This is a genomic window from Janthinobacterium sp. KBS0711 (assembly GCF_000988085.1).
Classification (GTDB): domain Bacteria; phylum Pseudomonadota; class Gammaproteobacteria; order Burkholderiales; family Burkholderiaceae_D; genus Janthinobacterium; species Janthinobacterium lividum_E.
Window position 1 is genome coordinate 25,741 of sequence record NZ_LBCO01000033.1, and the last position, 9,667, is coordinate 35,407.

The window sequence follows — 9,667 nt, forward strand, 5'->3', positions numbered from 1 at the left end:
CTAGGTCGGCGTAGGTCGGCTTAGCGCAGCGTAAGCCGACACCACCGCACATGCTCCATCACAACTTCTTGCCGCACCGCACCACTGCGCGTATCATAAGCCGCTTACAGCAAGATCAACCGCATCCTTAGGGATGCAGCGCGATCATCGCCGGCCCGCTCCACCCGGAGGGGCCGCAGGCAAGGATTCACCACAAATGACCGATGCCGCGATGCCGACGCGCGGGTCTGGTACGGAATGCCTGGCGATACGCCGGGCCTGATACACGTCGCCCATCCCCTGACGCCTTTCCTGCCGTGCCCCGGGTAACCGGATGGCGCACGACCGTTGTTTCTCTAAATCAGCACTGATCGGGGCGCGATAGCGCGCGTTGGTACACCGTTGTCTGCCGTTAACAACGGCGTGTTGCAGCGTGGAATTTGTTTGCGAATTTAATAGCAATTTCGCAGCAATTACGCCCGAGCACAGCTATGATATGTGAACCGCGCGCCTAGACAACGTGCTGTGCTGCTGCCTGAAAAAACATCCAGAGAATGGCCTTTAGACACCCTCCCCAAGGAGCGCAGTAAATGAGCACCCCCCCTAAGAAAAATTCCCCCGGCACGGTGCTGTTCGCCAGCCTGATCGGCACCACCATCGAGTTCTTCGACTTTTATATCTACGCCACCGCCGCCGTGCTGGTGTTCCCGAAACTGTTCTTCCCCGCCGGCGACCCGTCGGCTGCGGTGCTGCAGTCGCTGGCCACGTTCGCCATCGCCTTCTTCGCCCGCCCCATCGGTTCGGCCGTGTTCGGCCACTTCGGCGACCGCATCGGCCGCAAGGCCACCCTGGTGGCAGCCTTGCTGACCATGGGTATCTCCACCGTCATCATCGGCTTGCTGCCGACGTATGCCGCCATCGGCACTCTGGCGCCGCTACTGCTGGCGCTGTGCCGTTTCGGCCAGGGCCTGGGCCTGGGCGGCGAGTGGGGCGGCGCGGTGCTGCTGGCCACGGAAAACGCGCCACCGGGCAAACGCGCCTGGTACGGCATGTTCCCCCAGTTGGGTGCGCCGATCGGCTTCTTCTTGTCGGGCGGCATCTTCCTGCTGCTCAGCGAAACCATGACCGATGAGCAGTTCTTCAGCTACGGCTGGCGCATCCCGTTCCTGGCCAGCGCGCTGCTGGTCATCGTCGGCCTGTACGTGCGTCTGAAGATCACGGAAACGCCGGACTTCCAGAAAGTCATCGACAAGAACGAAGTCGTCAAGCTGCCGGTCGCCACCGTGTTCCGCCAGCATGGCCGCATGCTGTTCCTGGGCACCATCATCGCCCTGGCCACCTTCGTGCTGTTCTACCTGATGACGGTGTTCGCGCTGAGCTGGGGCACGACCAAGCTGGGCTTCACGCGCAAGGAATTCCTCATCGTGCAGCTGTTTGCCGTGCTGTTCTTTGCCCTGACGATTCCATTCTCGGCCGTGCTGGCTGACCGCCGTGGCCGCCGCGCCACCCTGATCTGGGTCTCCGTCGCCATCGCCATCTTCGGCCTCGTGCTCGCACCGATGTTCGGTTCGGGCGTGACGTGGGAAGTGACCGTCTTCATGGCCGTCGGCCTGGGCCTGATGGGCATGACCTACGGACCGCTGGGCACCATGTTGTCCGAGCTGTTCCCGCCGGAAGTGCGCTATACGGGCGCTTCGCTGACGTTCAACCTGGCCGGCATCCTCGGTGCCTCGCTGGCGCCGTACATCGCCACCTGGCTGGCGACCAACTACGGTTTGCAATACGTGGGCTATTACCTGTCGCTGGCAGCCGTACTGACCCTGGGCGCGCTGCTGATGGTGGGCAAGCCACGCACGGGCAAGGAAGCGTGGGAATAAACCGCCCGCGTTAGCTGAATCCCCCGAAAGCCGCCAGCTGCACAGCTGGCGGCTTTTTTTTGTCGGTAAAACACCACGCCGCACGCCTGCCGAGATTCTTGTTGACAGTCAAAATCGGCTGGTGGTAAGGTGTGCACACGTGTGCAATGCAGTGCAAACCCCTGGAAAGCACATCCGGGACAGTGACACCGCAAGATAGCGGTGCGGTCTGAAGTACCCCAACGACAACAAACTTGGAGTGAGACGATGAAGATGCGCAATGTTGCGATTGCTATAAGCCTGGCCCTGCCGATGACGGCCATGGCCGCCGAGGAACGCCTGTCCGTGCTGTGCTCGGCCGACATGGAATGGTGCCAGCTGATGAAGAACCGCTTCGAGGCGGAAAGCAAGATCAAGGTGTCGATGATCAGGAAGAGCGCAGGGGAAGCCTACGCGAAGATCCGCGCCGAAGCGTCGAACCCGAAATCGGACATCTGGTGGGGCGGCACGGGCGACCCGCACCTGCAGGCGGCCGCCGAAGGCTATACGGAAGAATACAAGTCGCCGACCCTGCCCAAGCTGCAGCCGTGGGCGCTCAAGCAGGCCGAGACGGCCAAGTACCGCACCGTCGGCATCTATATCGGCATCCTGGGCCTGGCCTACAACGAAAACGTGCTGAAGAAGAAAAACCTGCCGCCGCCCCAATGCTGGAAAGACCTCGTCAAGCCCGCCTACAAGGGCGAGATCGAGATGGCCAATCCGAACTCCTCGGGCGCCGCCTATAACGCGCTGGCCACCGTGGTGCAGCTGATGGGGGAAGAGGAAGCGTTCGATTTCCTTGCCAAGATGGGCCAGAACGTCAGCAAGTATCCGAACGCGGGCGTGGCGCCCGGCGAGGACGTGGGCCGTGGCGAAGCGGGCGTGGCCATCGGCTTCATGCATGACCTGATGAAACTGACCGTGGCTGGCTTTCCCGTGAAAGTCTTGCCGCCCTGCGAAGGCACGGGCTACGAGATCGGCTCGATGAGCATCGTCAAGGGCGCGAAAAACATGGAGCAGGCGAAAAAATTCTATGAGTTCGCCCTGCGTCCCGACGTGCAGAGCGAAGCCGTGAAAGCGCTGGCCTTCCAGATCCCGTCGAACGTGGCCGCCACCATTCCCGCCGCCTCGCCGCGCCTGGAAAACATCAAGACCATCAACTACGACTTCGCCAAGTATGGCGCCTCGGACACACGCAAGCGCCTGCTGCAACGGTGGACCACGCAGATCTACTCGGCCGGCAATTAACGCGTAAAGACTGTCATCGTACCGAGCCTGCCGCATGCCGCAACGGCCATACCGGCGGGCCTACTTAGCTGGATAGAGACCTCATGAAAAAGATATTTTACGGCTGGCTGCTGCTTGCCCTGGCAGCGTTGTGCCTGTTGCCCTGGCAGCAGCAGGAAGCGGGACTGTTCGCCGGCGAATGGCTGCGCGACGGCCAGTTCTTCAGTGACCGTGGCGCACCGGCCGTGCTGCACGTACTGTCGTTCGGCGCCTGGCCGCTGGGCGTGTTCTTCGCCCTGATCGCCGCCAGCGCCGCGCTGGTGGCCGGCAATCCCCACCGCAAGACCCTGGGCCTGGGCCAGATCGCCATCGGCGGCGCCGGCCTGCTGTGGCTGGCATGGCTGGGCTGGGGACCGCTGGCCGCCGGCACGGGCCTGGGCTTTGGCGCGCTGCTGCTGGCGCTGTGCCTGCTGTTCCTCCTCACGTCGGGCGCCGCCGCCTGTGGCGTATGCCGTGGCGACGCCTTCGTGGCCGGCGCCATCGGCCTCATCATTTGCCTCATTTCCCTGTTCGTGCTGTTCCCCGTCGCGCTGATCCTCGTCAGCGCCGGCCAGCCCATGGATGATGGCGGCACGGGTGCCGCCGCCCTGGCGCGCCGCCTGGCCGACCCCGGCATCTGGAGCCTCAATTGCGTGTCCGGTCCCGGCCGCTGCGGCGTGGCCTGGAATACCCTGGCGCTGGCCTTGCTGACGGGCGTGTCGGCCACCTTCCTCGGCCTCGTCTTTGCCCTGCTGGTGACGCGCACCAATGGCCGCTGGGTACGTCCCATGCGCGCCATCACCATCTTGCCGATCGTCACGCCGCCCTTCGTGCTGGGCCTGGCCCTGATCCTGCTGTTCGGCCGCAACGGCGCCATCACGGGCCTCGTCGGTGAGCTGTTTGGCATCGAGCAAAGCCGCTGGCTGTACGGCATGACGGGCGTGTGGCTGTCGCAGATGCTGGCCTTCGCGCCGATTGCCTTCATGACATTAATTGGTGTGGTGGAAGGCGTCAGTCCGTCGCTGGAAGAAGCGTCGGGCACCCTGGGCGCCAGCAGCTGGCAAACCTTCGTCAAGGTGTCGCTGCCGCTGATGCGTCCCGGCATCGCCAATGCCTTCTTGCTGTGCTTTATCGAAAGCATGGCCGACTTCGGCAACCCGATGGTCTTGGGCGGCAACTTCCACGTGCTGTCGACGGAAATCTTCTTTTCCGTGGTGGGCGCCTCGAACGACCAGGGCCGCGCGGCGACTTTGGCCATTGTGCTGCTGACGTTTGCCGTGGGCGCCTTCTTCATCCAGAACCTGTGGCTCGGCAAGAAATCGTATGTGACGGTGACGGGCAAGGCCGACCATGGCGGCCACGCCTCGCTCAACCCGCGCCTGAAAACCACCTTGTGGACCATCGCCCTGCCATGGTTCGCCTTCACGGCCCTGATCTACGGTACGGTGGTGGCGGGCGGCTTCGTGAATAACTGGGGCCAGGACAATGCCTTTACCTTGCGCCATTACATCGACGCCTTCGGCATCACTGCGGGCGCTTCCGGCTGGCACTGGACGGGCCAGGCCTGGCCGTCGCTGTTCACGACCTTGACGATTTCGGCCATCGCGGCGCCATTGACGGCCTTTGTCGGCATCCTGTCGGCCTGGCTGCTGGTGCGCCAGCAATTCGCCCTGAAAAGCGCGTTCGAGTTCGGCACCATGCTCAGCTTTGCCATTCCCGGCACCGTCATCGGCATCAGCTACATTCTCGCGTTCAACTCGGCGCCCATCGAGTTGACGGGCACGGCCACGATTTTGATTCTGTGCTTTGTCTTCCGCAACATGCCGATGGGATTGCGCACGGGCATCGCCGCCATGCGCCAGCTCGACGGCAGCCTGGATGAAGCGTCGATCACCCTGGGCGCCAGCAGCTGGACCACCATGCGCAAGGTCATCCTGCCGCTGCTGCGCCCGGCCATCGCCTCGGCCCTCGTGTATGGCTTCGTGCGCTCGATTACGTCGATCTCGGCCGTCGTCTTCCTTGTCAGCGCCGATTACGACATGGCCACGTCCTACATCATCGGCCTGGTGTCGAACGGTAACTACGGTACGGCGATTGCCTACGCCACGGTGCTGATCGTCATCATCCTGCTGTGCATCCAATTGATTCATTTGCTGGTCGGCAAGCGCCGCCTTCGCCGCGTCAGCGCCGAGAAAACGCTGCCGGCTGCCGTTCCCAACCTGGAAAAGAGCTACGCATGAACCACTTTACTACCCATGAAACAGCTATCGCCGCGCTGGAATTCGACGGCGTTACCAAGCGCTACGGCAAGGCCCTGGCCGTGAACGACGTGTCGTTCACGATCACCCCGCGCACCATGGTCACCCTGCTGGGCCCCAGCGGCTGCGGCAAGACCTCGACCTTGCGGCTGATCGCGGGCCTGGAGCGCGTCAGCGCCGGGCGCATCCTGCTGGCCGGCGAGGACGTCACCTTGACGTCCGCCGCCGAGCGCGACGTCAGCATGGTGTTCCAGTCGTACGCGCTGTTCCCGCACATGACGGTGCTCGACAACGTGTGCTACGGCCTCATCGTCTCCGGCGAGACCAAGCCGCGCGCCGTGGAACGGGCGCAGGAAAGCTTGCGCCTGGTGGGCCTGGCCGACTTTGCCGCGCGTTTCCCGAACGAGTTGTCGGGCGGCCAGCAGCAGCGGGTGGCCGTGGCCCGTTCGCTGGTGCTGCAGCCCAAGGTGCTGCTGCTGGACGAGCCGCTGTCGAACCTCGACACGAAACTGCGCCGCCGCGTGCGCGACGAGATCCGTGACATCCAGGTCAAGCTGGGTCTCACAGCCGTGTACGTCACGCATGACCAAGAAGAGGCGCTGGCCATTTCCGACCAGATCATCGTCATGAACCGGCAAGTGATCGCGCAAAAAGGCACGCCGCATGAGCTGTTCGAATCGCCGGCCGACAAGTTCGTCGCCGACTTCATCTGCAACGCGAACATCGTCGATGGCGTGATCGAATCGGTAGCCGACGGCAAGGCCGTCTGCGTCATGGGCAAGCTGCGGCTGCGCCTGCCATGCCGCAGCCAGCGCAGCGGCGAAGCGAGTTTCGCCGTGCGTCCGGAAGCGATCCTGCTGTCGCCCGCGCAGCCCGACAGCGCCATGGTGGTGCGCGTGGCCCGCGCCACCTACCTGGGACGCGAAATGCAATACACGCTCGATACGCCGGTCGGCGAACTGTTTGCCGTCTCGCACGACTTGAGCCAGGTTTTCACGCAAGGCACGTCGGTCGCCATGACCGTACACGAACATGGCGCAGCCATCATTGGAGGACAAGCATGACAGATATGACACAGGCAGCGGTACTGGCCGACGCGGCGACCCTGGAACGCTATGCCTACGCCCGGCACATCATCCGCCAGGCGGGCGAGATTGCGCTGGGCATGTTCCAGCGCCGCACGGAACTGGTGATCGAGGAAAAGGGCTTGCAGGACATGGTCAGCATCGCCGACCGCATGGTGGAGGATTTCCTGCGCGCGCAGATTGCCGAGCGCTTCCCGGCGGACGCCGTGGTGGGCGAGGAGCGGGGCGGCGGGGCCTCCGATGCGCGCTGCGTGTGGGTCATCGATCCCATCGACGGCACGGCCTGTTTCGTCAACGGCATGCTGGCCTGGTGCGTGTCGATCGGCGTGCTGGTCGACGGCAAGCCCGCCATCGGCGCCGTGTACGACCCGAATGCGGACGAGCTGTTCCACGCCTGCCAGGGGCAGGGCGCGCATGTGGCGGGGAAGGCCGGCGAAACGCGGCTGCGCGTCAACGACGTGGCCAGCTTGCAGGGCGGCGTGCTGGGCGTGGGCTTTTCGCACCGCGTGGGTACCGGCACTTTCCTGCCCTTCTTGCTCGACGTGCTGGAAGAGGGCGGCATGTTCATCCGCAACGGTTCGGGCGCCTTGATGATCGCCTATGTGGCGGCCGGGCGTTTGATCGGCTATTTCGAACCGCACATCAATTCCTGGGATTGCCTGGCCGGCATCGTGCTCGTCAACGAGGCGGGCGGGCGTTGCAATGATTTTCTGGCCGATAACGGCCTGGAAAAGGGCAACCCCATCCTCGTGGGCGGTCCCCGTTTGTATCCGCAACTGGCGGCGCTGGCCTTGCCGCGCTGTGCCTGAACACATGGACTGGAAAGGAGGGCGGGCGTCCGGCGAGGGACGCATGTAGTGGCAACACGCTGTTGAGCATCATGAGTAATCCACCACCATAAAAACAAGCAGGAGACAAAATGAAAAACGGGATGAAAAAGAGCACCATGCAGTTGAACAAGATCGCCGCCGTATTGTTGCTGGCCGCGCCAGGCTGCGTGCTGGCCGAATCGAGCGTCGTCGTGTACGGCCGCATCCATGCGGGCTTCGACCGTATCGAGACGTCGAGCTCAGCCACGGCGCCGAACGGCGAATCGGTATCGCGCGTATCGGACAATTCCTCGAAGATCGGTTTTCGCGGAAGAGAAGACTTGGGCAATGGCAACACTGCCTTCTTCCAGATCGAGGGCAATGCCAAGCTCGACGATGGCACAGGCGCCATCAACAGCAAGGATACTTTTGTCGGGCTGGAAAACCCCGCCTATGGCCGCATCGCGCTGGGCCGCTTCGCCACGCCGATTCGCCAGATCAACGGCTACACCAACCGTTTCGTGGGCGAAGGCATCCAGGATGACGCCAACATTTCGCAACTGGGCGGCGAAGGCTTCAACCGCCGCAGCTCGAACGCCGTCAGCTACCGCACGCCCGTGCTGCAAGGTTTCAGCGCGACGATTTACCGCGCCAGTGAAAACGAGGCATCGAACGGCGACCGCATCTATTCGGGCATCGTGCAATACGTGAACGGCCCCATCAAGGGTGCCGTCGGCTATGAAAAGCACAAGGACTTGCGTCCCGGCTTTAGCGAAAAAATGTTCCGCGCCGTGGGCAATTACAACTTCGGCGGCGGCGACGTGGGCGTGGCCTGGAACCGCATGGTGTATGACGTGGCTGGTGGCGACTTGCAGCGCGACTACTTCACCATCACGGGCGCCTACAAGGCGGGCGGCGGTTCCTTCATCGGCCGTTTCGGCGTGGCAGGCGATGTGTCGGGCAGCGCGCCCAACGGCAGCAGCGTGACCATCAAGGCGACCACCCTCGTGCGCGGCGACGACAGCGGCGCCAAGCAGGCGACCCTGGGCTACGAGCATTACCTGTCCAAGCGCAGCACCGTCTACGCTTACTACACGCAGACGAATAACGACAAGAACGCCAACTACACGTTTGGCGGCAATGCCTTCGCGGCCACCAAGAAGGGTGCCAAGCTCAGCGGTGTAATGCTGGGCGTCATCCACCTGTTTTAACTTTTTTGCCCGGATTTGCACACGTGTGCATTTTCGGGCAGCGTATTCCCGACTATCAAGGAGATGGAAATGATTCAAGTGGCATTGTTCGGCGCCGGGCGCATCGGCCGCATTCACGCCGGCAATCTGGTACGCCAGCCTGGCGTGCGCCTGAAATACGTGGTCGACGTGCATGCGGGCGCGGCGGCGGAAGTGGCGGCCCTGCATGGCGCCAGCGTCGCCAGCGTGGAAACCGTGCTGGCCGACCCTGAAGTCAAGGCTGTGCTGATCGCGTCGAGCACGGATACGCATGCGGACCTGATCGTGCGCGCGGCGGCCGCCGGCAAGGCCATCTTTTGCGAAAAACCCGTCGACCTGACCCTCGAGCGCGCACGCGCCGCCGCCGCTGCCGTCAACGATGCGGGCGTGCTGTGCATGATCGGCTTCCAGCGCCGCTACGACCCCACGTTTGCCGCCGTCAAGCAGCGCATCGCAGCCGGCGAGATCGGCACGCCGGAGTTGCTCATCGTCACCAGCCGCGATCCGGGGCCGCCACCCGTCAGCTACATCCAGGTGTCGGGCGGTATTTTCAAGGATATGCTGATCCACGATTTCGACATCTTCCGCTGGATACTCGACGATGAAGCCGTCAGCGTGCACGCGACGGGCAGCTGCCTGGTCGACCCCGCCATCGGCGCGGCGGGCGACCTCGATTGCACGGCCGTGACCATCCGCACGGTAAAAGGCCGCTTGTGCCAGATCAACACGACGCGCCGCGCCGCCTATGGCTACGACCAGCGCTTCGAAGTGCTGGGCAGCGCCGGCATGCTGCAGGCTGGCAACCACAAGCCGACGGAAGTGACGGCCTATGGCTCGGTGAACGTCAGCGTGGACAAGCCGGAAGATTTTTTCCTGGAACGCTACCGCGCCGCCTACGCCAGCGAAATGGCGCATTTTTTCGATGCCTTTGCCCACGGCGCACCCCTGCGCACCACCGTCCACGATGGCTTGAAAGCGCTGGAACTGGCCGAAGCGGCCACTGTGTCGTGGCGCGAGCAGCGCATCGTGGAACTGTCATAAGGAAAGCATGTGATGAAGAATACGACTGAATTTTCCCAAGGCCGCGCGCTTGACGTGATCTGCCTGGGCCGCCTGGCCGTGGACCTGTACGCGCAGCAGATCGGC

Annotated in this window: 7 protein-coding genes; all 7 read left to right on the forward strand. The window is 63.4% G+C overall.

The features are described from left to right. The first annotated feature begins 569 nt into the window (after nucleotides 1-569). Nucleotides 570-1,856: an MFS transporter gene (locus VM94_RS18790; RefSeq protein ID WP_046684859.1), complete on the forward strand. Its 1,287-nt coding sequence runs from the start codon at nucleotides 570-572 to the stop codon at nucleotides 1,854-1,856. A 246-nt stretch (nucleotides 1,857-2,102) separates the two neighbouring features. Then, a complete protein-coding gene (locus VM94_RS18795; RefSeq protein ID WP_138828990.1) occupies nucleotides 2,103-3,122 on the forward strand; it encodes an ABC transporter substrate-binding protein in 1,020 nt (339 codons plus the stop codon). Between the two features lie 83 nt (nucleotides 3,123-3,205). Then, nucleotides 3,206-5,380 carry an ABC transporter permease gene (locus VM94_RS18800; RefSeq protein ID WP_046684860.1) on the forward strand — a complete coding sequence of 725 codons (2,175 nt, stop codon included), beginning with the start codon at nucleotides 3,206-3,208 and terminating at the stop codon, nucleotides 5,378-5,380. Then, on the forward strand, nucleotides 5,377-6,462 hold the full coding sequence (locus tag VM94_RS18805) for an ABC transporter ATP-binding protein (protein WP_046684861.1): 1,086 nt from the start codon (nucleotides 5,377-5,379) through the stop codon (nucleotides 6,460-6,462). The genes VM94_RS18800 and VM94_RS18805 overlap by 4 nt, the downstream gene beginning before the upstream one ends. Then, nucleotides 6,459-7,292 carry an inositol monophosphatase family protein gene (locus tag VM94_RS18810; RefSeq protein ID WP_100428235.1) on the forward strand — a complete coding sequence of 278 codons (834 nt, stop codon included), beginning with the start codon at nucleotides 6,459-6,461 and terminating at the stop codon, nucleotides 7,290-7,292. The genes VM94_RS18805 and VM94_RS18810 overlap by 4 nt, the downstream gene beginning before the upstream one ends. Nucleotides 7,293-7,414: 122 nt before the next feature. Further along, the gene (locus VM94_RS18815; protein ID WP_046684863.1) at nucleotides 7,415-8,503 is read left to right on the forward strand and encodes a porin; all 1,089 of its coding nucleotides are present in this window, start codon (nucleotides 7,415-7,417) and stop codon (nucleotides 8,501-8,503) included. A 69-nt stretch (nucleotides 8,504-8,572) separates the two neighbouring features. Beyond that, nucleotides 8,573-9,562, forward strand: coding sequence for an inositol 2-dehydrogenase (gene iolG / locus VM94_RS18820; RefSeq protein WP_082127862.1), 990 nt, complete (start codon nucleotides 8,573-8,575; stop codon nucleotides 9,560-9,562). Nucleotides 9,563-9,667: the final 105 nt, after the last annotated feature.

What these genes read in the sequence shown, in the direction of transcription:
- VM94_RS18810 (WP_100428235.1), top strand. Translation starts at nt 6,459, where the DNA reads ATGACAGATATGACACAGGCAGCGGTACTGGCCGACGCGGCGACCCTG.
- iolG (WP_082127862.1), top strand. Translation starts at nt 8,573, where the DNA reads ATGATTCAAGTGGCATTGTTCGGCGCCGGGCGCATCGGCCGCATTCAC.
- VM94_RS18795 (WP_138828990.1), top strand. Translation starts at nt 2,103, where the DNA reads ATGAAGATGCGCAATGTTGCGATTGCTATAAGCCTGGCCCTGCCGATG.
- VM94_RS18800 (WP_046684860.1), top strand. Translation starts at nt 3,206, where the DNA reads ATGAAAAAGATATTTTACGGCTGGCTGCTGCTTGCCCTGGCAGCGTTG.
- VM94_RS18805 (WP_046684861.1), top strand. Translation starts at nt 5,377, where the DNA reads ATGAACCACTTTACTACCCATGAAACAGCTATCGCCGCGCTGGAATTC.
- VM94_RS18815 (WP_046684863.1), top strand. Translation starts at nt 7,415, where the DNA reads ATGAAAAAGAGCACCATGCAGTTGAACAAGATCGCCGCCGTATTGTTG.
- VM94_RS18790 (WP_046684859.1), top strand. Translation starts at nt 570, where the DNA reads ATGAGCACCCCCCCTAAGAAAAATTCCCCCGGCACGGTGCTGTTCGCC.